This window comes from Methylibium petroleiphilum PM1 (genome assembly GCF_000015725.1).
Classification (GTDB): Bacteria; Pseudomonadota; Gammaproteobacteria; order Burkholderiales; family Burkholderiaceae_C; genus Methylibium; species Methylibium petroleiphilum.
In genome coordinates, this window is the sequence record NC_008825.1 from 941,264 (window position 1) to 966,806 (window position 25,543).

The 25,543-nt window shown below is 70.1% G+C and carries 17 protein-coding genes; 10 read left to right on the forward strand and 7 right to left on the reverse strand.

Going from position 1 to position 25,543, the window contains the following annotated elements; translation table 11 throughout:
- Positions 1 to 17 precede the first annotated feature (17 nt).
- The 3 genes from MPE_RS04460 to MPE_RS04470 all read left to right on the forward strand — a co-directional run bounded on the left by MPE_RS04460 (position 18) and on the right by MPE_RS04470 (position 4,263).
- Entirely contained in the window at positions 18 to 1,580 is a 1,563-nt protein-coding gene (locus tag MPE_RS04460; protein WP_011828494.1) for an acyl-CoA synthetase, read from the forward strand.
- Between the two features lie 104 nt (positions 1,581 to 1,684).
- Entirely contained in the window at positions 1,685 to 3,160 is a 1,476-nt protein-coding gene (locus MPE_RS04465; protein ID WP_011828495.1) for a flavin-containing monooxygenase, read from the forward strand.
- 50 nt (positions 3,161 to 3,210) lie between these two features.
- Positions 3,211 to 4,263, forward strand: coding sequence for an alpha/beta fold hydrolase (locus tag MPE_RS04470; RefSeq protein ID WP_011828496.1), 1,053 nt, complete (start codon positions 3,211 to 3,213; stop codon positions 4,261 to 4,263).
- A 343-nt stretch (positions 4,264 to 4,606) separates the two neighbouring features.
- On the opposite strand, the gene MPE_RS04475 is transcribed toward MPE_RS04470, so the two are convergent.
- On the reverse strand, positions 4,607 to 7,408 hold the full coding sequence (locus tag MPE_RS04475) for a winged helix-turn-helix domain-containing protein (protein WP_011828497.1): 2,802 nt from the start codon (positions 7,406 to 7,408) through the stop codon (positions 4,607 to 4,609).
- A 176-nt stretch (positions 7,409 to 7,584) separates the two neighbouring features.
- On the opposite strand from MPE_RS04475, the gene MPE_RS04480 reads away from it, so the two are divergent.
- Positions 7,585 to 9,204, forward strand: coding sequence for a flavin-containing monooxygenase (locus tag MPE_RS04480; protein WP_011828498.1), 1,620 nt, complete (start codon positions 7,585 to 7,587; stop codon positions 9,202 to 9,204).
- Positions 9,205 to 9,235: 31 nt separating this feature from the next.
- On the opposite strand, the gene MPE_RS04485 is transcribed toward MPE_RS04480, so the two are convergent.
- On the reverse strand, positions 9,236 to 10,222 hold the full coding sequence (locus tag MPE_RS04485; protein WP_011828499.1) for an NADPH:quinone reductase: 987 nt from the start codon (positions 10,220 to 10,222) through the stop codon (positions 9,236 to 9,238).
- A 152-nt stretch (positions 10,223 to 10,374) separates the two neighbouring features.
- Between MPE_RS04485 and MPE_RS04490 the strand changes: the two genes are divergently transcribed.
- Entirely contained in the window at positions 10,375 to 11,226 is an 852-nt protein-coding gene (locus MPE_RS04490) for a 3-hydroxybutyryl-CoA dehydrogenase (RefSeq protein ID WP_011828500.1), read from the forward strand.
- 10 nt (positions 11,227 to 11,236) lie between these two features.
- Positions 11,237 to 12,220 carry an acrylyl-CoA reductase (NADPH) gene (acuI, locus tag MPE_RS04495; protein ID WP_011828501.1) on the forward strand — a complete coding sequence of 328 codons (984 nt, stop codon included), beginning with the start codon at positions 11,237 to 11,239 and terminating at the stop codon, positions 12,218 to 12,220.
- Here acuI and MPE_RS04500 read toward each other — a convergent pair.
- Entirely contained in the window at positions 12,210 to 13,286 is a 1,077-nt protein-coding gene (locus MPE_RS04500; RefSeq protein ID WP_011828502.1) for an AraC family transcriptional regulator, read from the reverse strand. The two genes, acuI and MPE_RS04500, sit on opposite strands and share 11 nt — an antisense overlap.
- A gap of 158 nt (positions 13,287 to 13,444) precedes the next feature.
- Between MPE_RS04500 and icmF the strand changes: the two genes are divergently transcribed.
- The 4 genes from icmF to MPE_RS04520 all read left to right on the forward strand — a co-directional run bounded on the left by icmF (position 13,445) and on the right by MPE_RS04520 (position 20,558).
- Positions 13,445 to 16,735 (forward strand): fused isobutyryl-CoA mutase/GTPase IcmF, encoded by a 3,291-nt coding sequence (gene icmF / locus MPE_RS04505; RefSeq protein WP_011828503.1) that lies wholly within the window; start codon positions 13,445 to 13,447, stop codon positions 16,733 to 16,735.
- A gap of 34 nt (positions 16,736 to 16,769) precedes the next feature.
- On the forward strand, positions 16,770 to 17,579 hold the full coding sequence (locus MPE_RS04510; protein ID WP_011828504.1) for an ABC transporter substrate-binding protein: 810 nt from the start codon (positions 16,770 to 16,772) through the stop codon (positions 17,577 to 17,579).
- Between the two features lie 137 nt (positions 17,580 to 17,716).
- Positions 17,717 to 19,852, forward strand: coding sequence for a PQQ-dependent dehydrogenase, methanol/ethanol family (locus MPE_RS04515; RefSeq protein ID WP_011828505.1), 2,136 nt, complete (start codon positions 17,717 to 17,719; stop codon positions 19,850 to 19,852).
- 19 nt (positions 19,853 to 19,871) lie between these two features.
- Entirely contained in the window at positions 19,872 to 20,558 is a 687-nt protein-coding gene (locus MPE_RS04520; protein WP_011828506.1) for a glutathione S-transferase family protein, read from the forward strand.
- A gap of 47 nt (positions 20,559 to 20,605) precedes the next feature.
- On the opposite strand, the gene MPE_RS04525 is transcribed toward MPE_RS04520, so the two are convergent.
- From MPE_RS04525 to MPE_RS04540, 4 genes are all read right to left on the reverse strand, one after another.
- Positions 20,606 to 21,256, reverse strand: a complete 651-nt coding sequence (locus tag MPE_RS04525) for a glutathione S-transferase family protein (protein ID WP_011828507.1) — start codon at positions 21,254 to 21,256, stop codon at positions 20,606 to 20,608.
- 63 nt (positions 21,257 to 21,319) lie between these two features.
- Entirely contained in the window at positions 21,320 to 22,060 is a 741-nt protein-coding gene (locus MPE_RS04530) for an SDR family NAD(P)-dependent oxidoreductase (protein ID WP_011828508.1), read from the reverse strand.
- A 141-nt stretch (positions 22,061 to 22,201) separates the two neighbouring features.
- Positions 22,202 to 24,523: an ATP-dependent DNA helicase gene (locus tag MPE_RS04535; protein WP_011828509.1), complete on the reverse strand. Its 2,322-nt coding sequence runs from the start codon at positions 24,521 to 24,523 to the stop codon at positions 22,202 to 22,204.
- On the reverse strand, positions 24,520 to 25,332 hold the full coding sequence (locus MPE_RS04540; RefSeq protein WP_011828510.1) for a hypothetical protein: 813 nt from the start codon (positions 25,330 to 25,332) through the stop codon (positions 24,520 to 24,522). Before MPE_RS04540 ends, MPE_RS04535 begins: the two co-directional genes overlap by 4 nt.
- Between the last annotated feature and the right edge of the window lie 211 nt (positions 25,333 to 25,543).

The following is a 25,543-nucleotide window of genomic DNA, read 5'->3' on the forward strand; positions in this document are numbered from 1 at the left end:
TTCTTTCTATCCAGGCCATGAACATCCTCGACAGCGTTGCGCGTCAGACCCTGGGCGACCTGCTGCGCCGCACCCGCCAGCGCCATCCGAACAAGCTCGCCATCCGTTGCGGCGACACCGCGTGGACCTACGTACAGTTCGACCACGTCTGCAATCGCCTGGCCACAGGCCTGGCGGCGCAGAGCATCGCCAGCGGTGATCGGGTCGCGGTGCTGGCGCGCAATTCGCACGCCTTCGCGGCGCTGCGCTTCGCGGTGGCGCGGCTCGGCGCGGTGCTGGTGCCGATCAACTTCATGCTCAGCGCCGACGAGGCGCGCTACATCCTCGAACACTCGGGCGCGAAGCTGCTTTGCACCGACAGCGGCCTCACCGAACTGGCGCGCAAGGCCAGCGCCGGGACCGCCGTCGAGCGCCTCGTGTGGCTGCCCGGCGAGGATCCCAGCGAGCCGGCCGCGGGCCTCACGCGCTTCGAGGACCTGCTCGAGTTCGGCGACCGCGTGCCCAGCCCGGTGCTGCACGGCGGCATGCTGGCGCAGATCGTCTACACCAGCGGCACCGAGTCGCGGCCCAAGGGCGCGATGCTGACGCACGACGCGGTGATCGCCGAGTACGTGAGTTGCATCGTCGATGCCGAGATCAGCGAGTCCGACCTGATCCTGCACGCCTTGCCGCTCTACCACTGCGCGCAGCTCGATGTCTTCCTGGGCCCGGCGATCTACATCGGCGCGACGAACGTCATCACCGGCAAGCCGACCGCCGACAACCTGCTCGCGCTGATGGCACGTGACGGGATCACGTCCTTCTTCGCGCCGCCCACCGTGTGGATCTCGCTGCTGCGCGCGCCGCAGTTCGACACCACCGACCTGTCGGCCTTGCGCAAGGGCTATTACGGTGCGTCGATCATGCCGGTGGAGGTGCTGAAGGAGATGCAGCGGCGCCTGCCGAAGGTGCGGTTGTGGAACCTGTACGGACAGACCGAGATCGCGCCCGTGGCCACCGTGCTCAAGCCGGAGGACCAGCTGCGCAAGGCCGGCTCGGCGGGGCGTGCGACGCTCAACGTCGAGACGCGCGTGGTCGACGACGCCATGCGCGATGTGGCGGTCGGCGAGATCGGCGAGATCGTGCACCGCTCGCCGCAGCTGCTGAGCGGCTACTTCCGCGACGAGGAGCGCACCCGGGCGGCCTTCGAGGGCGGCTGGTTCCACAGCGGCGATCTCGGCGTGCTCGATGCCGAGGGCTACCTGACCGTCGTCGATCGCAAGAAGGACATGATCAAGACCGGCGGCGAGAACGTCGCCAGCCGCGAGGTCGAGGAAACGATCTACGCGCTCGAGGGCGTGTCGGAGGTGGCCGTGATCGGCCTGCCGCACCCGGTGTGGATCGAGGCCGTGACGGCCGTCATCGTGCCCAAGGCCGGCCATGCGCTGACCGAGGCGGCGGTGATCGCCTTCTGCGACCAGCGCCTCGCGCGCTTCAAGATTCCCAAGACGGTGATCCTCACCGACGCGTTGCCGAAGAACCCGAGCGGCAAGCTGCTCAAGCGCGAGCTGCGGCTGCGCTACCAGACCCCGGCGACCTGAGCGCCCAAGCCTGCGGCCCGCGATCCGCAGCGAGCGCGGGCCACCCCATCCTTGAACCATGAACTTCGGTCCGAACGGGGCCGAGACAATTCGGAGAAGAAGCAATGAAGGTCTACAACGTCGCGATCCTGGGCACCGGCTTCGGAGGGCTCTGCATGGCCCTGCGCCTGCGCGAGCAGGGTGAGAACGATTTCTTGCTGCTCGAGAAGGCCTCTGGCGTCGGCGGCACCTGGCGCGACAACACCTACCCCGGCGCGGCCTGCGACGTGAAGTCGCATCTCTACTGGCTGTCGTTCACCGAGCGGCCCGAGTGGACCAAGACCTACTGCGACCAGCCCGAGATTCTGCACAACATCGAGCTGCTGGCCGAGAAGAGCGGCCTCAAGCCGCAGATCCGCTTCAACACCGAGGTGATTGATGCGACCTGGGACGAGTCCCAGCTGCTGTGGCGCATCCGCACCGCGAACAACGAGACCGTGCTCGCGCGCAACTTCGTGCCGGCCTGGGGCCAGCTCAACCGGCCGAGTTTCGCCGGCATTGCGGGCCGTGAGCGCTTCCAGGGGGCGCAGTTCCATTCGGCGGGCTGGCGGCACGACGTGCCGCTCGCCGGCAAGCGCATCGCCTGCATCGGCGTGGGTCCGAGTGCGGCGCAGTTCATCCCCGAACTGGCACGCCAGGCCGGGCACCTGACGGTGTTCCAACGCTCGCCGAACTACGTGGTGCCGCGCCTCGATCGACCCTACACCGACGACGAGCAGCGCATCTTCCACGCTGTGCCGGCCACGCGCGACGCCAGCCGGGCGGCGATCTTCGCCGACCACGAGAGCTGGTACGACGCGATGCGCCTGGACACGCCGAAGGCGGCCGAGTTCACCGCGATGGCGCGCGCCCAGCTGGAGTCGCAGGTGGCGGACCCGGTGCTGCGCGAGAAGCTGTGGCCCACCTATCCCATCGGCTGCAAGCGCATCATCATCGCCGACGACTATTACCCGGCCCTGGTGCGCCCCAACGTGACGCTCGAGACCACCGCGATCTCGGGCATCGAGGAGCAGGGCATCCGCACCAAGGACGGCACGCTGCACGAGTTCGACGTCATCGTGTTCGGCACCGGCTTCGAGACCGAGACGCTGCTCGGTGTGTCGGACATCAAGGGCCGCGGCGGCAAGTCGCTGCGCGAGACCTGGAAGCCGGTGCCCGAGGCCTACCTCGGCATCACCGTCAGCGGCTTCCCGAACCTCTACGTGCTGTACGGCCCCAACACCAACCTCGGCCACAACTCCATCCTCAACATGATCGAGGCCCAGGTCGACTACACGGTGCGCGCGCTGCAGGCGGCCAAGGCGCACGGCGTGGCGGCACTCGACGTCAAGCCGGCGGTGATGGCCGAGTTCAACCGCCAGCTGCAGAAGGACCTGCAGGGCACGTCATGGGCGGGCTCCTGCACCAGCTGGTACAAGCACGCCGACGGCCGCATCAGCAACAACTGGTCGGGCAACGTCATCGACTACCGCAAGGCCACCGCGAACTTCCGGATCGAAGAGTACGACCAGCTCCGCCAGGCCGAGACGGCCAGCGCCTGATCCGGTCGAGCGCGCGTCGGAGAGCGCGAACCACACGAGGAGGCGGCCCGATGGTCGACAACGAGTACTACTCGCAGGCCGTGCACGGCCCTTACGAGAGCTTCAACATCGGCGACCTGGTGCTGGAGGAGGGCGGCACGATCCGCAACTGCCAGATCGCCTACGCCAGCTTCGGCACGTTGTCGGCGGCGAAGGACAACGCGATCCTGGTGCCCACCTGGTTCTCGGGCACCAGCAAGATCATGGAGCAGGCCTACATCGGCCCGGGGCGCGCGCTCGACCCCGAGAAGTACTTCATCGTCGTCGCCAACCAGATCGGCAACGGCCTGTCGACCTCACCGCACAACACCGCGTGGCCGCTCGGCATGGCGAACTTTCCCAAGGTCCGCATCGGCGACGACGTGGTCGCGCAGCAGCGGCTGCTGAAAGGCAGGTTCGGCATCGAGACGCTGGCGCTGGTGGTGGGCGGTTCGATGGGCGCGCAGCAGACCTACGAGTGGGCGGTGCGCTTCCCCGACGCGGTGAAGCGCGCCGCGCCGATCGCCGGTACCGCGAAGAACACGCCGCACGACTTCCTGTATGCGCAGTCTTTGTGCGACGCCATCACCTCCGACCCGGCCTGGGCCGGTGGCTGGTACCGCGAGCCGCACGCGGTGCGCGAGGGCCTGCGCCGGCACTCGCGGCTGTGGGCGGTGATGGGCTTCAGCACCGAGTTCTACAAGCAGGAGCTGTGGCGGCCGTTCGGCTTCTCGTCGGTCGACGACCTGATGCTGAACTTCCTGGACGCCACCTTCCTGCCGATGGACCCGAACGACCTGCTGTGCATGGCCTGGAAGTGGCAGCGCGGCGACGTGAGCCGGCACACCGGCGGCGACCTCGCGAAGGCGCTGGCGCGCATCACGGCGAAGACGGTGGTGATGCCGATCAGCACCGACATGTTCTTCCCGCCGGCCGACTGCGCGGCCGAGCAGCGGCTGATCCCGAAGGGCGAGCTGAAGGTGATCGACAGCCTGTGGGGCCACATCGCGCTGTTCGGGCTGGATGCGGGCTACATCGAGCAGGTCGATCGGGCGCTGAAGCAGTTGCTCGACACGCCGGCCTGAGGCTGCTACCGCACTGCTGACCAGGGCGCCGGGTGAACGGCTCCGTTCGTGTCCCCCGTGCCGGGCTTGCGCCCGGCCCTCCTCCTTTACCTCACTTTGCCATTCACCCGACACCCTGGTCAGCACCTACCACCGGGACATGCGAAGGTCTTTCACCCCCCGCGTAGCACGATGCATCGAAGCGCCGTGACGGGCCGCTGTGTGGAGTGAGGTTAAGGAGGAGGGGGCGGCCGATCAGGTCGACGCCGGGGGACACGAACGCAACACAGCGGCCCGGCGCGGTGCCCGCCCCACCGCTGCGCAGGCCGCTTTCCAGCGAAGTAACGAAGCAAGGATCGTCGGTTCAGTCGATCAACCGCAGCGCCCGCGCCGTGTTGATGGCCTGCAATCGGTTGCCGACGCCGAGCTTGGAGTAGATGTTCTTCAGGTGGAACTTGACGGTGTTCTCCGATACGAACAGCCGTCCGGCGATCTCGCGGTTGGTGGTGCCGTCGAGCAGGAAACGCAGCATCTCCTTTTCGCGCTCCGACAGTGCCTCGGTCAGGGCGTTGCCGGCGGCCTGGCGGCCCAGGTCGGTCCCCGAGGCCTCGAGCAGCAGCTCGATGTAGTCGCGGTCCGGGTCGGTACCGGTGCCGCCGCCCGGTTCGTGACCTCGCAGCAGGTTCTGGTAGGCCTCGCGCAGCAGCTCGATGACGCCGTCCCCCTCGTCGAGCAGGCAGCGCACGTAGCGGCCCCGTCGGCCCAGCTGCAGCGCCTTGCGCAGGCAGCGATGGGCGGCGTTACGGGCGCCCATGCGTTGCTGGAGCAGGGTCTCCAGCACGCTCAGCTTGATGTCGCGGTAGACCCGACCGGTCTGGCGCGCCCGCTCCCGGGCGATGCGCTGCGCGGCGTCGGCGTGGTCGTGCCGCGCGATGGCGAGGCGGATCCACCCGTAGCCCGAGCCTTCCACGTCCTCGGCCAGGTGGATCCAGTGCGGCGCGTCGTCGCGCGAGTCCGGGGCGATGCGCGTCGCCAGCGCCACCGCGCGCTCGATCTCGCCGCCCGCCAGCGCACGCCGCACGCGCTCCCACTCGCTCACCGCCACCAGGCGTTGCCAGGGGCTGGTGTGGCCGATGCGCTCCAGTTCGTCGAGCACCGCGACGGCCTCGTCGGAGCGCCCGCGCGCCTCGTGCATGCGCGAGATGGCGATGTGGGCCGCGGCGATGAAGTCGAGCGTCACCGACTCGGAGATCTCGCGCTGGAAGCGGTGCGCCAGCGACTCCAGCGTCGCCAGGTCGTTGGCCTCGTACAGCGCGAACATGTGGCAGGCCGCGAGCGCCGCACCGGCCACCGAGGTGTCGAGCGGCGCCTCCTGCGCGTTCTCGTCGCGCAGGTGCGCCAGCGCCTCCTGCAGCCGGCCCTGCACGAGCAGGTTGCTGCCGGTGATGGCGGCGGTGTAGCCGCCGACGAACGAGCCGCCGCCGCGACCGAGGTGTGCACGCGCCAGCGCCAGGGCCTGCCGCGCGCCCTCGAAATCGCCGCTGGCCACCTTGCCCAGCGCGAGCACGTTCGCGGCGGCTCCCAGCTCGAAGGCCGGGAAGCCCTCCAGCTCGCGCTGCACCACGCCGGCCTGCTCGACGGTGTCGGCCGCCGCCGCCATGTCGTCGTCCACCAGCAGGAAGGACATCGCGCGGCACAGGTCGGGGTTGGTGGTCGGCACGATGTCGCCGCCGCCGGCCTGCGGTGCCATCAGCTCCAGCAGCGGCCGCAGCTTGGGGCGGCGGCGCAGGAACATCAGCGCATAGGCGGCGCGGATCACCAGCGCCGGCCGCTGCGCCACCTCGTGGAAGGGCAGGCGGTCGTGCCAGCGCTCCAGCGTGATCAGCTCGGCCCCGGCCACCAGCTGCGACGACCAGTCGGTCAGCGTGGACGCCGCGAGCGGAAAGTTCCTGCAGCACAACGCGTGGTGGATCGCTTCCTCGGGCAGCTCGTGCGCCAGGCACCACTGCGCCGCCTTCTTGTGCACCTGCCGCAGCGCTTCGGGGCCGTTGCGCTGCAGGGTCTCGGCCAGGTAGGTCGAGAACAGGCCGTGGTACCGGAACCAGCGGTTGTCGGAGTCGAGCGCGCGCAGGAACAGGCCGGAGCGCTCCAGCCGCACCAGCAGCTCCTGCGCGTCCTCGAAGCCGGTCACGGCGGTGCACAGCGGTGCCGACAGGCGCTGCAGCAGCGAGGTCTTCAGCAGGAACTCCTGCATGCGCGGCGACTGCAGCGACATCACGTTGTCGGCCAGGTATTCGGCCAGCTCGCGCGGCCCGTGGTCGTCGGCGCCGTCCAGCGCCATGCGCACCTCGGGACTCACCAGCGCCAGCCGGAACAGCTGCACGCCGGCCGGCCAGCCCTCGGTGCGGCGGTAGATCGCGTCCACCTCGCCGGCGCTGACCTGCAGGCTGGCCGAATCGGCGAAGAACTGCGTCACCTCGCCCGGCGTGAAGCGCAGGTCGTCGGCCCGCACCACCGACGCCACACGGTTGACCATCAGCGTGGCCAGGCCGATCTCCGGCAGCGTGCGGGAGCCGATGAACACATGCACGTTGGCCGGCAGGCGCGCGAGCACCGAGCGGAAGAAGCGCAGCAGGGCCTCGTTGCGCAGCGCCTGGAACTCGTCGATGAAGATCGAGGCCGGCGTGATGCGGCCCGACAGGGTGTCGAGCATCCAGTCGGCCAGATCGCGCGGCGCATCGCCGGTGCCGCTGCGCGAGGCGCCGGGCGACGCGGCACGGCCGTGCAGCAGGCTCATCACCGCGACCAGGTGCGACTCGAAGCGTCGCGGGTCGTTGTCGGCGTCGTCGAGGGTGAGCCAGGCGGTGCGCCAGCCGCGGGCCTCGTGGGCGGTCTTGATCTGCTGCAGGGTGGTCGACTTGCCGTGGCCGGCGGGCCCCTGCAGCACCGTGACGCGCAGGCTGTCGTCCTGCAGCACACGGTCGAGGATGGCCTGTCGCGGCACGGCGCCCGGGTACACCGGCGGCGTGAACAGCTTGTGCATCCGCACGTCCGACGGGAAGCCACGTTCGGTCGAGGCCAGCTCGTCGGCCAGCGGCGTGGGCCAGTCCGTCGTGGCCTCGAGCGGGTGCGATCGCAGCTGACGGTGGGGCGACGACGGGGGCATGCGGCTCGCAGGGCAACCAGCGGAACAGCGATTGTTTGCTGCGGCGCAGCTGACGGGTCTGCGGGCTTCCCCCAGGGGGTGGGTGGGGAGCGGGTGGCCAAAACTACCTGACCGGGTGGCGGAATTTGCAATGCCGGCGGGTTCAATCGGGCCGATCATTTCCAGAGGAGACCCTGATGTCGAATGTCCAGCAGGCAACGAAGCAGGTCGATGCCGTCGTCGTGGGCGCCGGATTCGCCGGCATGTATTCGCTCTACAAGCTGCGCGAGCAGGGCCTGAAGGTGCAGGTCTACGAGGCCGGCACTGGCGTCGGCGGCACCTGGTACTGGAACCGCTACCCGGGCGCGCGGGTCGACTCGCAGGCCTACATCTACCAGTACTGGTTCTCCAAGGAGCTGCTGGACGAGTGGAACTGGAGCGAGCGCTTCCCCGCCCAGGACGAGACCGAGCGCTACCTCAACCACGTGGCCGACCGCTTCGACCTGCGCAAGGACATCCAGTTCAAGACCCGGGTGACCGCGGCGGCCTATGACGAAGCGTCCCAGCGCTGGACCATCACCACCGACGACGGCCAGTCCGTCAGTGCGCAGTACTTCATCATGGGCACCGGCGGCCTGTCGGTGCCGATGCTGCCGGCGCTGCCGGGCATCGAGAACTTCAAGGGCCGCATCGTGCACACGGCGCAGTGGCCGCGCGAGGGCGTGGACCTCAAGGGCAAGCGCGTCGGCATCATCGGCACCGGCGCGACCGGCATCCAGGTGATCCAGACCATCGCCGGCGAGGTCGGGCACCTGACGGTGTTCCAGCGCACGCCGAACTACACCATCCCGATGCGCAACCCGAAGTACGACGACGCGGCGCGCGCCGAGCTGCGCGCGCAGTACCCGATGCTGAAGGAGCGCGTGCAGCGCACCTTCGCCGGCTTCGACTACGACTTCGAGGACCGCAACTTCTTCGACGTGGACCCCGCCGAGCGCCAGCGCATCCTGCAGCGCCTGTGGGACGACGGCTCGCTGAACTTCTGGATCGGCGGCTTCCGCGAGGTGTTCTTCGACGAGAAGGTCAACGCCGAGTTCTCCGACTTCGTGCGCCAGCGCATCCGCGAGCGCGTGAAGGACCCGAAGGTGGCCGACAAGCTGGTGCCGCAGGACTACGGCTTCGGCACGCGCCGCGTGCCGCTGGAGACCAAGTACTACGAAGCCTTCAACCGCGACAACGTGCTGCTGGTCGACACCAAGGCCACGCCGATGGAGGAAGTCACCGCGAAGGGCATCCGCACCTCGGCCGGCCTGCACGAGCTCGACATCCTGATCTGCGCCACCGGCTTCGACGCCGGCACCGGCGCGCTGACCAAGGTCGACATCCGCGGCCGCGACGGCGTGCTGCTGCGCGATGCCTGGGCCCAGGACGGTGTGCGCACCACCATGGGCCTGCAGGTGCACGGCTACCCGAACCTGTTCATGACGATGGCGCCGTTCTCGCCGGCGGCGGCGTTCTGCAACGTGCCCACCTGCCTGCAGCAGCAGGTGGACTGGATCGCCGACTGCATCGCCTTCGTGCGCCAGCAGGGCCGCCATTCCATCGAGCCCAGCGCCGAGGCCGAGGCCAAGTGGGTGGCCCACCACGACGAACTCGCCAACCTGACGCTGGTGCCGAAGACCAACTCCTGGTACATGGGCTCCAACGTCAAGGGCAAGCCGCGGCGCCTGCTGGCCTATGCCGGCGGCGCGGGCACCTATCGTGCCAAGTGCGAGGAAGTCAAGGCGAGCGGCTACGAGGGCTTCGTGACCGCCTGAATCGGGCCGCCGCCGGCCGGCGGCGGTGCGTTCAGTCGATCGACAGCACCACGTTGCCGATCGCGCGCCCGCTCTCGACCAGCTCGTGCGCCTCGACGATGCGCTCGAGCGGCAGCCGCGCGGCGATCTGGTGCACGAGGTCGCCGCGTGCCAGGAAGCCGTTCAGCGTGTCGATCGCGCGACGGCGGTCCGCCGCCTCGAGCAGGTAGACGATGAACAGCCGGATGCGCGGGCTGCGCGCGGCGAGCGCGAAGAAGGGCAGCGTGAACTGCACCGCGCCGCTGCCGTAGACCACCCACTCGCCGCCGGGCCGCACGGCCTCCATGTTCAGTGCCGCGTTGGCCACCACGTCGACCTCGATCACGCGGTCGACGCCCTGGCCGCCGGTGATCTGGTGCACGCGCTCGGCCACGTTCTCGGTCCTGTAGTCCACCACCGTGTCGGCGCCGGCCGCACGCACCAGTTCGGCCTTCTCGGCGCTGCTGACGGTGGCGACGATGTGCTTCGCACCGAGCCGGCGCGCGAACTGCACCGCGTAGTGGCCCACGGCACCGGCGCCGCCGGCGACCAGCACCGTCTTGCCCGCCACGCCGCCGTCCACCAGCAGCGCGTGCAGCGCGGTCAGCGCCGGGATGCCGAAGCAGGCGCCGGCCTCGCCCGGCACGCCGTCCGGCAGCGGCACGGCCTGCTGCTCGGGCACGGTGATGTACTGCGCGGCGGTGCCGGCCGGGCGCGCCCAGGCGCCGTTCCACAGCCACACGCGCTCGCCGAGACGGCCTGCGTCGACGCCCGGGCCCACGGCGTCGACGACGCCCATGCCGTCGCTGTGCGGCGTGACGCGGGGAAACGGCATCACCGGGCTGCGCAGGCCGGCGCGGGACTTCACGTCCGAGGGGTTCACACCGGACCACTGCAGCTTCACGCGCAGTTCACCCGGGCCGGGCACCGGGTCGGGCAGCTCGCCGATCCGGAGCACGTCCCGGGCCGCTCCGGTGCGTTCGTAGAAGGTGGCGCGCATGGTCTTTGCAGGGGATAGGAAGAGGAGTGATGGTGCCCGACATCGGATGCGCGTGCAGTGGCAAAACCCGCCAGCCCCTGCGACGCGTTCGGGCATCGATGCGCAGGCCGGCAGGGCCTACAGTGGCGGGAGATCATCGAAGGAGTCGCTGCATGAGCGGTCAAACAATCGGCGTCATCGGCGCCGGCACCATGGGCAACGGCATCGCGCAGGTGTGCGCGATGGCCGGGCTGGACGTGACGCTGGTCGACGTGTCGGACGCGGCGGTCGCGCGCGGCCTCGCGACGCTGGGCAACAGCCTGGAGCGGCTGGTCAAGAAGGACAAGCTGACGGCCGCGGCCAGCGCCGCGGCGCTGGCACGCGTGCGCGGCACGACCGACTACGCGGCGCTGGCCGGGGCCGACCTCGTGATCGAGGCCGCCACCGAGAACCTGGCGCTGAAGCTGCGCATCCTGCAGCAGCTCGCCGAGGTGGTGCGCGAGGACGCGGTGATCGCGACCAACACCTCGTCGATCAGCATCACCCAGCTGGCCGCGGCGGTGAAGGCGCCCGAGCGCTTCGTCGGCATGCACTTCTTCAACCCGGTGCCGCTGATGGCGCTGGTGGAGGTGATCGGCGGCCTGCAGACCTCGGACGCGACGCGCGAGCGTGCGCTGGCCTTCGTCAAGTCCATCGGCAAGACGCCGATCGCGGTGAAGAACAGCCCGGGATTCGCGGTCAACCGCATTCTGGTGCCGATGATCAACGAGGCGATCTTCGTGCTGCAGGAGGGCCTGGCCAGCGCCGAGGACATCGACGCCGGCATGACGCTGGGCTGCAACCAGCCGATCGGCCCGCTGGCGCTGGCCGACCTGATCGGCCTGGACACGCTGCTCGCGGTGATGCAGGTGTTCAGCGAGGGATTCGACGACCCGAAGTACCGGCCCGCGCCGCTGCTGAAGGAAATGGTGGCCGCCGGCCGCCTGGGCCGCAAGAGCGGCCGCGGCTTCTACACCTACGCCTGAGGGCGATCGCATGTTCCGCGCCCTGATGCTGACGCAGGTGGACCGGCGCACCCATGCCGAGCTGGTGGAGCTGGACGAGTCGCAGTTGCCGCCCGGCGACGTGACGGTGCGCATCGAGTACTCCAGCCTCAACTTCAAGGACGCGCTCGCGGTCACCGGCCGCGGCGCGGTGGTGAAGAACTGGCCACTGGTGCCGGGGATCGACCTGGCCGGCGTGGTCGAGCGCAGCAGCGACCCGGCCTGGCAGCCGGGCGACCGCGTCGTGGTCAACGGCTGGGGCCTGGGCGAAACCGAATGGGGAGGGCTGGCGCAGAAGGCGCGGCTGTCGCCGCAATGCCTGTTGCGGCTGCCGGCGGCCTTCACCACGCGCGAGGCGATGGCCATCGCCACGGCCGGCTACACCGCCGCGCTGTGCGTCATCGCGCTGCAGCGCCACGGCCTCGAGCCGGGCGCCGACGAGGTGCTGGTCACCGGCGCGGCCGGTGGCGTGGGCTCGGTGGCGGTGGCGCTGCTGGCCGGGCTGGGCTTCCGGGTGGTCGCGTCGACCGGGCGGCCGGCGGAGGCCGAGTACCTGCGCTTCCTCGGCGCCGCGGCGATCCTCGACCGGGCGGAACTGTCGTCGCCCGGCAAGCCGCTGCAGAGCGAGCGCTGGGCCGGCGTGGTGGACACGGTGGGCAGCCACACGCTGGTCAACGCCTGCGCGCAGACGCAGTGGCACGGCGCGGTGACCGCCTGCGGCCTGGCCCAGGGCAGCGACCTGCCCGGCACGGTGATGCCCTTCATCCTGCGCGGCATCACGCTGTACGGCATCAACTGCATGCGCGTCGACGAGGCCACGCGGCGCCTCGCCTGGGAGCTGCTGGCGCAGCATGTGCGCAGCGACCAGCTGGCGCAGATGACGCAGGAGATCGGGCTGTCCGAGGTGATCGCCTATTCGCCCGGCCTGCTGGACGGCAAGGTGCGCGGACGCACCGTGGTCGACGTCAACCGCTGAGCAGTGCCGGGGCGGTGGCCGGCCGCCGCGCGGTGGCGTCGGCGCCCGGCGCCGACATGCCGTCGGCACGCAACGCGCGGTACTCGCCCGGCTGCGACCCGGTCCATTTCTTGAAGGCGCGGTGGAAGGCGCTGGGCTCCTGGAAGCCGAGCAGCGTGGAGATCTCGGCGATGCTGAGCCGGCTGTGGCACAGGTGGTGGATCGCCGCATCGCGCCGCAGGTCGTCCTTGGCGCTCTGGTAGGTGCCACCCTCGGCCTCCAGCCGGCGCCGCAGCGTCGACGGGGCGACGTGGAACTCGAGCGCCAGGTCGTCCAGCGTCGGCCAGCCGGCCTGGCCGCCTAGGCAGCGGCGCAGCCGGCGCCGCACGCGCGCGGTCCAGCTGTCGGTGCTCTTGTACTTGAGGAACACCGACTGCGGCGCCGAGCGCAAAAAGCTCTTCAGCGTGGCCTCGGTCTGGATGATCGGCGCCTCCAGCAGCGCGGCGTCGAACTCGATGGTGGTGCGTTCGGCGCCGAACGCCAGGTCTTCGCCGTACATCACGCGGTACTCGCGCGCTTCCTCGGGCAGCGCGTGGCCGAAGGCGATGTGGGCGAGCTGGATGCGCCGCCCGATCAGCCAGCACATCAGGCCGTGCAGCATCACCAGGTAGGTCTCCTCGGCGAAGCGGCGGTCGGCCGGGTCGGCGATGCGGTTGTGCAGCGTGATCACCGCCCGGTCGTCGTCCACCGCCAGCTCGCCGTGCAGGTCGTCGAGGAAGGCCGAGAAGCTGCGCAGGCAGCGGCGCAGGGCCCGGCCGAGCGTGCCGCAGTGCAGCACCGCATGGCACATCAGGGCGAAGCTGCCGACCTTCATGCGGCGCGCGTCGAGGCCGAAGAATTCGTCGTCGAGCTGGTGCGCGACGGCCAGCCACAGCGCCGCGAAGGCCCGGGCCGGCACGCGCGCCTGGCGGTGGGCCAGCATCTCGGCCGGGATGCCGGCCGCGCGCAGCACCGCGGGCAGCGCCTCGGGTGCAAGATGCGCCAGCGCGGCCCGCACGAAATAGATCGAGACGGTGTCCTTGTCCATGTTCCGGGGGCCAGTGTAGGGCGCTGCCGCGGGTGGCAAAAACGAGCGCGGCACTTGACGGCTCGGGGCATGTCGCCGGCCCGCCCGCCCGCGGAAAATCAGGCATCGATCCCGGCCCGCGGACCCCCCGCCGGGCGCCCGCAGCAAGGAGACCCGCGATGACCGACCTGTCCGCCGAGTTCAAGGCCCTGGCCGAGTACCGCCCGACGAACCGGGTGCGCTTCGTCACCGCCGCGAGCCTGTTCGACGGCCACGACGCCGCGATCAACATCATGCGGCGCATCCTGATGGGCATGGGCGCCGAGGTGATCCACCTGGGCCACAACCGCTCGGTCGACGAGGTGGTGACCGCGGCGCTGCAGGAAGACGCCCAGGGCATCGCGATCAGCTCCTACCAGGGCGGCCACGTCGAGTACTTCAAGTACATGGTCGAGCTGCTGAAGGCGCGCGGCGGCGAGCACATCCAGGTGTTCGGCGGTGGCGGCGGCGTCATCGTGCCGGCCGAGATCCGCGACCTGGCCGATAGCGGCGTGCGCATCTTCAGCCCCGAGGACGGCCAGCGCATGGGCCTGCAGGGGATGATCGGCGAGATGGTGATGCGCTGCGACCGCGACCTGTCGCCGCATGCGCCAAAGACGCTGGACGCGCTGCAGGGCCACGCCGAGGGCGCCTGGCGCGCGCTGGCCCAGCTGATCACCGCGCTGGAGAACGGCCGGGCCGACCCGGCGCTGGTGCAGGCGCTGCACGCGAAGGCCCAGGCGTGCCACGTGCCGGTGCTCGGCATCACCGGCACCGGTGGTGCCGGCAAGTCCAGCCTCACCGACGAACTGATCCGCCGCCTGCGCCTCGACCAGGACGACGCGCTGCGCGTCGCCGTGATCTCCATCGACCCGTCGCGCCGCAAGAGCGGCGGCGCGCTGCTGGGCGACCGCATCCGCATGAACGCGATCGGGCCGTGGAGCCAGGGCCCGAGAGTCTTCATGCGCAGCCTGGCCACGCGCGACACCGGCAGCGAGATCAGCGCCGCGCTGCCCGAGGTGCTGGCGGCGGCCAAGGTGGCCGGCTTCGACCTGGTGATCGTCGAGACCTCCGGCATCGGCCAGGGCGACGCCGCCATCGTGCCGCTGGTCGACGTGCCGATGTACGTGATGACGCCGGAGTACGGCGCCGCCAGCCAGCTCGAGAAGATCGACATGCTCGACTTCGCCGAGTTCGTGGCGATCAACAAGTTCGACCGCAAGGGCGCGCCCGACGCGCTGCGCGACGTGGCCAAGCAGGTGCAGCGCAACCAGGAGGCCTGGAAGCAGCGGCCCGAGGAGATGCCGGTGTTCGGCACCATGGCCAGCCGCTTCAACGACGACGGCGTGACCTCGCTCTACCAGTCGCTGAAGCAGCGGCTGGCCGGCCTGGGCCTGCCGGTGCGCGAGGGGCGGTTGCCGGCGGTGAGCACGCGCCACAGCACCCACCAGACGCCGATCGTGCCGGGCGCGCGCGTGCGCTACCTGGCCGACATCTCCGAGACCGTGCGCGGCTACAAGCGGCACGCCCGCGAGCAGGCGCGCCTGGCCCGCGAGATCCAGCAGCTGCGGGCGAGCTCGCGCATGCTGCACGAGGCCATCCCCGACAAGTACAAGGCGCGCGACGCGCTCGAGGAACAGGCCGTGAGCCGCGAGGCGCGGCTCGACCCGCGCGCGAAGAAGCTGCTCGCCATGTGGCCCGACCTGCAGAAGGCCTATGCCGGCGACGAATACGTGGTGAAGATCCGCGACAAGGAGATCCGCACCACGCTCACCCACACCACGCTGTCGGGCAACAAGATCCGCAAGGTGGCGCTGCCGCGCTACGAGGACCACGGCGAGATCCTGCAGTGGCTGATGCTCGACAACGTGCCGGGCAGCTTTCCGTACAGCGCCGGCACCTTCGCGTTCAAGCGCGAGGGCGAGGACCCGACGCGCATGTTCGCCGGCGAGGGCGACGCCTTCCGCACCAACCGGCGCTTCAAGCTGGTGAGCGAGGGCATGCCGGCCAAGCGGCTGTCGACCGCCTTCGACTCGGTCACGCTGTACGGCCACGACCCCGACCTGCGGCCCGACATCTACGGCAAGGTCGGCAACTCGGGCGTCAGCATCGCGACGCTCGACGACCTGAAGGTGCTGTACTCGGGCTTCGACCTCACCAACCCCAGCACCTCGGTGAGCATGACGATCAATGGCCCGGCGCCGTCGATCCTGGCGATGTTCATGAACACCGCCATCGACCAGAACCTGGAGAAGTTCGCGGCCGAGAACGGCCGCGAGCCGACCGACACCGAGGCCGCCAAGATCCGCGAATGGGCGCTGGCCAACGTGCGCGGCACGGTGCAGGCCGACATCCTGAAGGAAGACCAGGGCCAGAACACCTGCATCTTCAGCACCGAGTTCAGCCTGAAGGTGATGGGCGACATCGCCGAGTACTTCGTGCACCACGACGTGCGCAACTTCTACTCGGTGAGCATCAGCGGCTACCACATCGCCGAGGCCGGCGCGAACCCCATCTCGCAGCTGGCCTTCACGCTCTCCAACGGCTTCACCTTCGTGGAAGCCTACCTGGCGCGCGGCATGCACATCGACGACTTCGCGCCGAACCTGAGCTTCTTCTTCAGCAACGGCATGGACCCGGAGTACACCGTGATGGGCCGCGTGGCGCGGCGCATCTGGGCGGTGGCGATGCGCGACCGCTACGGCGCCAACGAGCGCAGCCAGAAGCTCAAGTACCACGTGCAGACCAGCGGCCGCAGCCTGCACGCGCAGGAGATCGCCTTCAACGACATCCGCACCACGCTGCAGGCGCTGATCGCGATCTACGACAACTGCAACTCGCTGCACACCAACGCCTACGACGAGGCGATCACCACGCCCACCGAGGAGAGCGTGCGCCGCGCGATGGCGATCCAGCTCGTGATCAACCGCGAGTGGGGCCTGGCGAAGAACGAGAACCCCAACCAGGGCGCCTTCATCATCGACGAGCTGACCGAGCTGGTGGAGGAGGCGGTGCTGGCCGAGTTCGAGAAGATCTCCGAGCGCGGCGGCGTGCTCGGCGCGATGGAGACCGGCTACCAGCGCGGCAAGATCCAGGAGGAGAGCATGCACTACGAGATGCTCAAGCACACCGGCGAGTACCCGATCATCGGCGTGAACACCTTCCGCAACCCGCACGGCGACCCGACGCCCGGCCACATCGAGCTGGCGCGCTCCACCGACGAGGAGAAGCAGTCGCAGCTGCAGCGCCTGGCCGACTTCCACGCCCGCCACGCGGCCGAGTCGCCGGCGATGCTGGCGCGGCTGCAGCAGACCGTGATCGACAACGGCAACGTGTTCGAGGTGCTGATGGACGCGGTGCGGGTGTGCTCGCTGGGGCAGATCACCACCGCGCTGTTCGAGGTGGGTGGGCAGTACCGGCGCAGCATGTGAGCGGCGCGCCGCCCGGCGCGGGCCGGCCGCGACAATGACGTCCATGCCTGCCCGCTTTCCCGAACGCATCGTCTGCCTCACCGAGGAGCCCACCGAGGTGCTCTACGCGCTGGGCGAGGCGCACCGCATCGTCGGCATCTCCGGCTTCACCGTGCGTCCGCCACGCGCGCGGCAGGAGAAGCCCAAGGTGTCGGCCTTCACCAGCGCGAAGCTCGAGCCGATCCTGGCGCTGCAGCCCGACCTGGCGATCGGCTTCTCCGACATCCAGGCCGACATCGCCCGCGAGCTGATCCAGCGCGGCGTGGAGGTGTGGATCAGCAACCACCGCTCGGTCGACGGCATCCTGGGTTATGTGCGCCGGCTCGGCGCGATGGTCGGCGCGGCGCACCGGGCCGAGGCCTATGCTGACGCGCTGGCCGCGCGCGTGGAGCGCGTGCGGCAGGCCGCCGCGCAGCTGCCGCGCCGCCCGCGCGTCTACTTCGAGGAGTGGGACGAGCCGCAGATCAGCTGCATCCGCTGGGTCAGCGAGCTGGTGGGCATCGCGGGCGGCGACGACATCTTTCCCGAGCGCGCCGTGGCGAGCCTGGCGCGCGACCGCATCCTCGCGACGCCCGACGAGGTGATCCCGCGCGCGCCCGACATCGTCATCGGCTCGTGGTGCGGCAAGAAGTTCCGCCCCGAGAAGGTGGCCGCCCGTGCCGGCTGGGACCAAGTGCCCGCGGTGCGCGACCGCGAGCTGCACGAGATCAAGTCGCCGCTGATCCTGCAGCCGGGCCCGGCCGCGCTGACCGACGGGCTGGACGCGCTGCACGCGATCGTGGCGCGCTGGGCGGCCCGGCACTGAGCCCGCCGGCGCGCGCGCCGCGTCGCCATGGATCAGGCGTTCAAGCCTACCCACCCGGGTGGAAAACTACCCTCGCGGGTAGTGGCCTGCGGCGACGCGGGCCGGGATCATCGCGCACGCCCAAGGAGACCTGCACGATGCACCGACGCCCCGCCCCCTCACCCGCAGCGCTGGTTGCCCGGCTGGTCGTGACCCTGAGCCTGGCCTGCGGGCTGTCCGCCCCGTCGGCAGCCGCCGGCACCGAGGTGAACGACGCGGCCCTGAGCGACCCGAAGCAGGGTGCGAACTGGCTGGCCTACGGCCGCAACTACAGCGAGCAGCGCTACAGCCCGCTGGCGCAGGTCCATGCCGGCAACGTGGGGCGGCTCGGGCTCGCGTGGTCGATGGCGCTGCCCGAAGACCGCTCTCTGCTGTCGACGCCGCTGATCGTCGACGGCGTCATGTACTTCACCGGCAGCTGGAGCAAGACCCGCGCGGTGGACGCCGCGACCGGCAAGCTGCTGTGGGAGTACGACCCGGAGTCGATCAAGCACGCTGGCGGCGAACGCCTGCGTGCCATGTGGGACTCCAGCCGCGGGCTGGCCTACTGGAAGGGCAAGCTGGTCATCGCGACCATCGACGGGCGGCTGATCGGCCTGGACGCGAAGACCGGCCAGAAGCTGTGGAGCACCCAGACCTTCGACCCGAAGCGACCGCTCTACATCTCCGGTCACCCGAAGGCCTTCCGCGACCTGGTGATCGTCGGCAACGGAGGCTCCGAGTTCGGCGCGGGCCGCGGCTTCGTCAGTGCGTACCACGTGGACAGCGGCAAGCTGGCGTGGAAGTTCTACGTGGTGCCGGGCAATCCCGCCGACGGCTTCGAGGACGAGGCCCAGGCGATGGCGGCCAAGACCTGGACCGGCGAGTGGTGGAAGCACGGCGGCGGCGGCCAGGTGTGGAACGGCCTCACCTACGACCCCGAGTACGACCAGATCCTGATCGGCACCGGCAACGGCGGTCCGTGGAACCGGAAGGTGCGCAGCCCGGACGGCGGCGACAACCTGTTCCTCTGCTCGATCGTGGCGCTGGACGCACGGACCGGCAAGTACAAGTGGCACTACCAGACCGTGCCCGGCGAGACCTGGGACTACAACTCCAGCATGGACATGGTGCTGGCCGACCTGAAGCTGCGGCCGGGCGGCGGACCGCGCAAGGTGCTGCTGCATGCGCCGAAGAACGGCTTCTTCTATGTCATCGACCGCAAGAACGGCAAGCTGCTGTCGGCCGAGAAGATCGCCAAGGTGACCTGGGCGACCGGCATCGACATGAAGACCGGGCGGCCGATCGAGGCCGAGGGCGCGCGCTACGAGGACGGCTCGGAGCTGGTATGGCCCAGCGTCTACGGGGCCCACAACTGGCATGCCATGTCCTTCAATCCGAAGACCGGGCTGGTCTACATCCCCAAGGTCGAACTGCCCGCGCTGTTCACCGACACGGGCGTGCGGATCGTCGACTGGCGCAAGCCCGAGAACTTCGGCCAGCTCGATGTCGCGGTCGACATCGGCCTGGGCAGCGACATCCCCAAGGACGCCGGGGTGAGCTCGCTGCTGGCCTGGGACCCGGTGAAGCAGAAGAAGGCGTGGGAGGTGGCCCAGCCGAACTACTGGAACCCCGGCACCATGACCACCGCGGGCAACCTGGTGTTCCAGGGCCGCATCGACGGCACGTTCATCGCCTACGACGCGCGCGACGGCAGGCAGCTGTGGTCGGTGCACGTCGGGTCCGGCATCAGCGCGCCGCCGGTCACCTACTCGGTGGGCGGCCGGCAGTACGTGTCGCTGCTCGTCGGCTGGGGCGGTGCCGGCATGTCGCTCGGTGGCGGCAGCTCGATGGCGCAGTACGGCTGGGGCTTTGGCGGCCAGACGCGGCAGTTGCTGACTTTCGCGCTCGACGGCAAGCTGCCGATGCCCGACGTGGGCAAGCCCGTGTTCGTCCGGCCCATCGTGCCGGCGGATTTCAAGCCCGACGAGAAGCTGGTCGATCGTGGCCGTGCGCTCTACGCCAGCACCTGCGTCTGGTGCCACAGCGCCGGCGCGGTGTCGGGAGGCTATGCGCCGGACCTGCGTGCCTCGCCGATGCTGCTGGACCTGAAGGCGTTGCGGACCGTACTCGAAGGCGCCCTGGTGCAGCGCGGCATGCCGAAATACCCCGACCTCACGGACGACGATCTCGTGGCACTCCAGCACTACGTGCGCAGTCAGGCTATCGTGACTTCACAGCCGACCCCGCCCTAGTCGGCACGGAGCGCACTGCATGATCGATCTCTACACCTCGGCCACGCCCAACGGCTGGAAGGCCAGCATCCTGCTCGAGGAACTGGGGGTGCCGTACACGGTGCATCCGCTGTCGCTGCAGAAGCAGGACCAGAAGACGCCGGCCTTCCTGTCCATCAACCCGAACGGTCGCATCCCGGCGATCGTCGACCGCAGTGCGGGCGACTTCGCGGTGTTCGAGTCCGGCGCGATCCTGATCTACCTCGCGGAGAAGCACGGCCGCTTCCTGCCTGCCGACGTGAAGGGGCGTTCGCTCGTCATCCAGTGGCTGATGTTCCAGATGGGCGGCATCGGTCCGATGCAGGGCCAGGCGAACGTCTTCCACCGCTACGCGCCCGAGAAGATCCCCTATGCCATCGAGCGCTACCAGAGCGAGACCAAGCGTCTCTACCGTGTGCTCGACGGTCGGCTGGCCGACCACGAGTTCCTGGCCGGTGACTACTCCATCGCCGACATCGCCAACTGGTCCTGGGTGTCGCTGTACGACTGGGCCGGCGTGAGCATCGACGATCTGCCGCACCTGCGGCGCTGGCTGGACACCATCGCGGCGCGGCCTGCGGTGCAGCGCGGCATCGTCATTCCCGAGCCGCTGCAGCTCGGCGGCGGCGGCGAGGCGGTGAAGAAGATGGCGCAGTCCATCCTCGTCTCCGCCCCGGGCACGGCCTGAAGCGACGCCCCCGCTGCTCCAGGCAACTTGCTTCTCGCGCGCGCGCTTCAGCCGCGCATGCCGATCTCCTGCCAGCCCGGCGACAGCGAGGCGGTGGCACTGGGCCGCGCGTTCATGCGCGCCAGCCACGCGGTCACGTTCTTGAGCGCCGGGTCGACCTGCAGGCCGGTGGACATGCAGAAGTCGAGGCAGCAGTACAGCACCAGGTCGCCCAGCGTGACGCGCTCGCCGCACAGGTAGGACTTGCCCTTCAGCAGCGTATCCACCAGCGCCACGCCGTCCAGGCCCTTGGCCTTGAGGCCGTCGGCGGCGTCGGGCAGGCAGCGCACGCGGTCCTTGAACAGCGGCAGCCCGGGCCCGAAGCGGAAGGCGTTGTAGAGATGCTCGCAGGCGTTGAGCTCGGCGCGCCGCAGGGCCATGCGCGCCTCGGCGCGTTCCACCGGCGTGTTGCCGATCAGCGCCGGCGTCGGGTGCAGTTCCTCGAGGTACTCGCAGATCGCCACCGTCTCCGCGATGACGCGGCCGTCGTCGAGCTCCAGGCTCGGCGTCTGGCCGGCCGGGTTCTTGGCGAGATAGGGGTCCTTGCGGTTCTCGCCGCCGAGGATGTCGAAGTCCTGGAACGGGATCGAGATCTTCTTCTCGGCCATGAACATCCGCACCATGCGGGGATTGGGGCCGAAGGAATTGAGCAGTTTCAAGCGGGTCTCCTGTTGTGACGAACATTGACGATCAAGCGCGCACGGGTGTGCGCGCACGGGGGCTCAGAACGATTCCTTGTAGGGGCGCAGGTCGATCTCCTGCGCCCACGCGCTGCGGGGCTGGCGGTGGAGCTGCCAGTAGGTCTCGGCGATCGCATCGACGTCGAGCAGACCGTCCTCGCCGCGCTGCGCCACCATCTTCGGCATCACGCTGCGCAGGCGCTCGCCGTTGATGCCGCCGTCGATCACGACGTGGGCCACGTGGAGGCCCAGGGGGCCGAACTCGCGCGCCATGCTCTGGCTCAGCATGCGCAGCCCGGCCTTGGCCGCAGCGAAGTGGGCGAAGCCCGGCTTGCCGCGCAGGCTGCCCGAGGCGCCGGTGAAGATCACCGTGCCGCGCCCCAGCGGTGCCAGGCGCCGCGCCGCCTCGCGGCCGACCAGGAAGCCGCCGAAGCAGCCGACGCGCCAGAAGCTCTCGAACTGCGCCGCGGTGAGCGTGCGGAAATCGATCACCTGGTTGTTGCCGGCGTTGAACACCACCAGATCGGCCGGTTCGCGGCCCGCACCCGGCGTCATGGCCAGGTCGAACAGCCGCTCGACATCGGTTTCCGAGGTGGTGTCGGTGACGACGGCCTGCGCGCTGCCGCCGGCCGCGCGGATGGCGTCGACCACCTGGCCGATCTTGGCGGCGGTGTGCCCCGCCGCGAGGACGTGGTAGCCCTCGGCTGCGAAGCGCCGGCAGACAGCGCCGCCCACGCCCTGCTCGACACCCACGCCGACGACGACGGCGGTTGGAAGGCCCATGCTGTTCTCCACCAATGAACTCGGTTGCGGGTTCAGGCGAATCTCAGCGGGCATGCTCGGTGCCTTGCCGTGCCGCTGCGCTCCGGACGCATCGACCCGTTCGTCTGCCGTCGCATTCTCCGCATCGGCCGGCAAACGGCACTACCCGAAAGGATAGGTTTTCGCTGGCAGGCGTTGGCTCGGTGTCAGCATCCACCAGGCCGGCAGCAGCGCCTGGACTTCGCGCCGTGCGTAGCGGTCGTCGATCAGGTGGACCACGCCCCGGTCGTCGGGCGTGCGGATCACGCGGCCCGCGGCCTGCACCACCTTCTGCAGGCCGGGGTAGAGGTAGGTGTAGTCATCGCCGGCGCCGAACATCGCCTGCATGCGGGCGCGGATCTGCTCGTTGACCGGGTTGACCTGCGGCAGGCCGAGCGTGGACAGGAAGGCGCCGATCAGGCGCCGGCCCGGCAGGTCGATGCCTTCGGAGAATGCACCGCCCAGCACCGCGAAGCCGATGCCCTGGCCCGTGTCGGTGAAGCGCGCCAGGAAGCGCTGCCGCTCGGCCTCCGGCATGCGCCGCGACTGGCGCCAGCTCGGCAGCTGAGGATGGCGGGCGGCCAGCCGGTCGGCCACCTGCTCGAGGTAGTCGTAGCTGCTGAAGAAGGCGAGGTAGTTGCCCGGCCGCGCCTCGAATTCGCGGGCGATCAGCGCCACGATCGGGTCCAGCGAAGCCGCGCGGTGCCGGTAGCGGGTGGAGATGTGGCGCGCGATCTCGACCCGCAGCTGGCCGGGCTGGAAAGGTGAGGCCACGTCGATGACGGCGTGGTCGGCCGGCAGGCCCAGCAGGTCGGCGTAGTAGAGCCTGGGCTGCAGCGTGGCCGAGAAGAGCGTGCTCGTGTGGGCAGCGGCCAGGCGCGGCGCCAGGAAGGGCGCCGGCACCAGGTTGCGGATGCACAGCGTCGACGGCGCGGCGCGGTGCGCCCCGGCGCCGGCCGGCGGCCGGGTGACATCGAGCAGCGAGTGGGTGTCCAGCAGTTCGGCGAGGCGCAGCAGCTGCAGCGCCTCGAAGTGGAAGGCCCGCAGCGCGGCGTCCTGCGTCTGTGGATGCTCGGCGTCGTGCTCGCCGATCGTGGCACAGGCCAGTTGCAGCGCGGCCCTCAGCGGCGCGGGGAAGGCGGCATGCACCTGGTAGGGCAGCGATTGGTCCCGGTCGAGGGCGGCCCAGCAGCGGCGCAGCTTGTCGAGCGCCTTCTTCAGCGCCGGAACGGTCTGCGCCGTGACGGAGCGGCGGGCCTCGGCCAGCGTGTCGGGCCGCAGTTCGGCGCTGTACATCCGGCGTCCGCGCTCCACCAGGTTGTGTGCCTCGTCGACCAGCAGCCCCACCCGCCACAGGTTGGCCTGCGCCAGGCCGTGCAGCAGGGCGCCGAGATCGAAGTAGTAGTTGTAGTCGCCCACCACCACGTCGGCCCAGCGCGCCAGTTCCTGACTCAGGTAGTAGGGGCAGACGTCGTGCTGCAGCGCCACGTCGCGCACTCGAGCCCGGTGCAGCACCAGGCGTTCTGCGGACGGTGCCAGCGCCGCCGCGCGCGCTGCCGGCAACCGGTCGTAGAAGCCGCGGGCCAGCGGGCAGCTTTCGCCGTGGCAGGCCTTGTCGGGGTGCTCGCAGGCCTTGTCGCGGGCCACCAGTTCCAGCACCCGCAGCGGGCCGACGGCCAGGCGCTCCAGCGCGTCGAGCGCGAGCTGGCGGCCCGAGGTCTTGGCGGCCAGGAAGAACAGTTTGTCCAGTTTCGCCCCCGGGGCCGCCTTGAGCAACGGGAACAGCGTGCCCAGGGTCTTGCCGATGCCGGTGGGCGCCTGGGCGAGCAGGCAGCGACCGGCATTCGCCGCCTTGTAGACAGCCTCGGCCAGCGGGCGCTGGCCGGCGCGGAAGCCGTCGAAGGGGAAGGCCAGCGCCTGCAGTGCGGCGTCGCGTGCACCGCGATGTGCCAGCTGCTGCTCGGCCCAGGCCAGGAAGCGCTCGCACTGCTGCTCGAAATGCTGCCGCAGCTCGCCGGCGCTGCAGCGCTCGGTGAACACGGTCTCCTGCTGGCTGCCGATGTCGAGGTAGACCAGCGCGATGTCCAGCGCCGCCAGGTCCTGCTGTCGGCACAGCAGCCAGCCGTAGACCTTGGCCTGGGCCCAATGCAGTTGGCGGTGCGAGGGCGGCTGGCGGTCGAGCCGGCCCTTGTGGGTCTTCACCTCCTCGAGCCGTTGCCGCGCCGGGTCGTAGCCGTCGGCCCGGCCGCGCACCCGCAGCGCGCCGTGGTCTCCCTGCAGGCTGAGTTCGGTCTGGTAGCCCGGGCCGCGGCGCGCGGCCACCAGCGCGTGGCCGGCCATGCCTTCCAGCGCGCTGGGCGCGGGTGTGAAGCGCAGGTCGAGATCGCCCTGCTTGGCAGCGAACTCGCAGAGTTCGCGCACCGCGACGGTGTAGCGGGGGTTCACGACTGGCCCGGTCCGGCGTCACCCAGCAGGGCCTGCGCGCTGTCGATGTCGCTGTCGCTGCGCAGCGGCGTGGCCCGGGCCAGCGCCAGCCAGACCGCGAAGGGCAGCGTGCAGCGGGCATGGCGCGCGGGGCGCAGTTGCTCGAAGTGACCGTCTTCAAGGCTGCCGTGCAGCACCCAGACGCCGAAGGCCTCGGGGATTTCCTCGGGCCGCGCCACCGCCACCGGGAACACGTAGTGGCACTCGCTGCACAGCCACTGGTAGGCCTGCCGCTTGGCGGCGTGTCGCAGGTCGGACAGCAGGTCGGCCCGCGTCGCCTTCACCTCGTGGACCATGGGCTGCAGATAGGCCTCGACACTGGTGTTGCGCACCGAGTAGAGGTCGGGCCGTGCGATGCGCCACACGCCGGCGGGCGCGGCGTGGCCCGCGCCGGCGTCCTGCCACAGCGTGGGCACGGCGGGAGACTGATCCGGCACGGGCTGCCCGGTCGGCGGCGCGTCGATGGCGGCGCGCAGGGACAGTTCGCGCCAGACGATGCGGCCCGCGCGCATCAGGTGCTCGGCGAACTTCTGCGCCAGGCGGTCGTGTGCGCCGAGTTCGCGCGCGCCACGCCGGCGCGCATCGGCCAGCACCTCGATGCCGGCGTCGGTGAGTCGCAGCGTGTCGCGGCCCTCGGGCGTGGTGTGCACGCAGAGCCATTGCGCAGCCAGCAGGTCGATCTCGATGCCGTCCCGGCAAGGCCAGCCCGCCGAGCGCCAGATCTGCAGCAGGCGGGCACGGTGGTGGCGGGTCAGGCGCGGTTCGGCCATGGAAGGGGAGGCAGGAGGGTGCGAAAAGATACTGTTCGTAAATACAGTACCACGCTTCTCGTCGCGGCCGGGTAAACGAGTGCCGCGTTCGCCTTGACAGCGGCGCGATGCGCTCGTTACTCTACCGACCGATCGGTACAGTTCTCGTGCGCGCCGCGCACCATGACCCGCCGCCGGGGCCTTCGCGTCCGGGCGCTCGACGAGGAAACAC

Bases quoted from the DNA above. Each gene is read 5' to 3' on its own strand.
- MPE_RS04510 (WP_011828504.1), top strand. From the start codon at position 16,770: ATGACGTCCATGCCTGCCCGCTTTCCCGAACGCATCGTCTGCCTCACC.
- MPE_RS04470 (WP_011828496.1), top strand. From the start codon at position 3,211: ATGGTCGACAACGAGTACTACTCGCAGGCCGTGCACGGCCCTTACGAG.
- MPE_RS04500 (WP_011828502.1), bottom strand. From the start codon at position 13,286: ATGGACAAGGACACCGTCTCGATCTATTTCGTGCGGGCCGCGCTGGCG.
- acuI (WP_011828501.1), top strand. From the start codon at position 11,237: ATGTTCCGCGCCCTGATGCTGACGCAGGTGGACCGGCGCACCCATGCC.
- MPE_RS04460 (WP_011828494.1), top strand. From the start codon at position 18: ATGAACATCCTCGACAGCGTTGCGCGTCAGACCCTGGGCGACCTGCTG.
- MPE_RS04540 (WP_011828510.1), bottom strand. From the start codon at position 25,332: ATGGCCGAACCGCGCCTGACCCGCCACCACCGTGCCCGCCTGCTGCAG.
- MPE_RS04480 (WP_011828498.1), top strand. From the start codon at position 7,585: ATGTCGAATGTCCAGCAGGCAACGAAGCAGGTCGATGCCGTCGTCGTG.
- icmF (WP_011828503.1), top strand. From the start codon at position 13,445: ATGACCGACCTGTCCGCCGAGTTCAAGGCCCTGGCCGAGTACCGCCCG.
- MPE_RS04465 (WP_011828495.1), top strand. From the start codon at position 1,685: ATGAAGGTCTACAACGTCGCGATCCTGGGCACCGGCTTCGGAGGGCTC.
- MPE_RS04490 (WP_011828500.1), top strand. From the start codon at position 10,375: ATGAGCGGTCAAACAATCGGCGTCATCGGCGCCGGCACCATGGGCAAC.
- MPE_RS04475 (WP_011828497.1), bottom strand. From the start codon at position 7,408: ATGCCCCCGTCGTCGCCCCACCGTCAGCTGCGATCGCACCCGCTCGAG.
- MPE_RS04485 (WP_011828499.1), bottom strand. From the start codon at position 10,222: ATGCGCGCCACCTTCTACGAACGCACCGGAGCGGCCCGGGACGTGCTC.
- MPE_RS04530 (WP_011828508.1), bottom strand. From the start codon at position 22,060: ATGGGCCTTCCAACCGCCGTCGTCGTCGGCGTGGGTGTCGAGCAGGGC.
- MPE_RS04515 (WP_011828505.1), top strand. From the start codon at position 17,717: ATGCACCGACGCCCCGCCCCCTCACCCGCAGCGCTGGTTGCCCGGCTG.
- MPE_RS04520 (WP_011828506.1), top strand. From the start codon at position 19,872: ATGATCGATCTCTACACCTCGGCCACGCCCAACGGCTGGAAGGCCAGC.